This window comes from Escherichia sp. AM3 (assembly GCF_032029835.1).
Taxonomy (GTDB): domain Bacteria; phylum Pseudomonadota; class Gammaproteobacteria; order Enterobacterales; family Enterobacteriaceae; genus Escherichia; species Escherichia coli.
This window is the reverse complement of record NZ_JAVUPQ010001028.1, coordinates 1-265: the sequence shown is the minus strand read 5'-3', so window position 1 is coordinate 265 and position 265 is coordinate 1. Positions and strand designations below refer to the sequence as shown.

The 265-nt window shown below is 55.8% G+C and carries 1 pseudogene; it reads left to right on the top strand.

From position 1 onward, the window contains the following. Nucleotides 1-265: pseudogene (gene aroH / locus RTW80_RS29550) on the top strand (3-deoxy-7-phosphoheptulonate synthase AroH); the annotation flags it as partial.

Here is a 265-nt window from a genome sequence, read left to right as displayed (position 1 = left end):
CCAGCGGCAACCCGTTCGGACATATCATTATGCGTGGCGGTAAAAAACCGAATTACCATGCAGAAGATATTGCCGCCGCCTGCGAAACGCTGGCGGAATTTGACCTGCCGGAGCATCTGGTGGTGGATTTCAGCCACGGCAACTGTCAGAAACAGCACCGCCGCCAGCTGGATGTCTGCGAGGAAGTTTGCCAGCAGATCCGCAGCGGCTCGACCGCCATTGCAGGACTTATGGCGGAGAGTTTTATCAAAGAAGGCACGCAGAA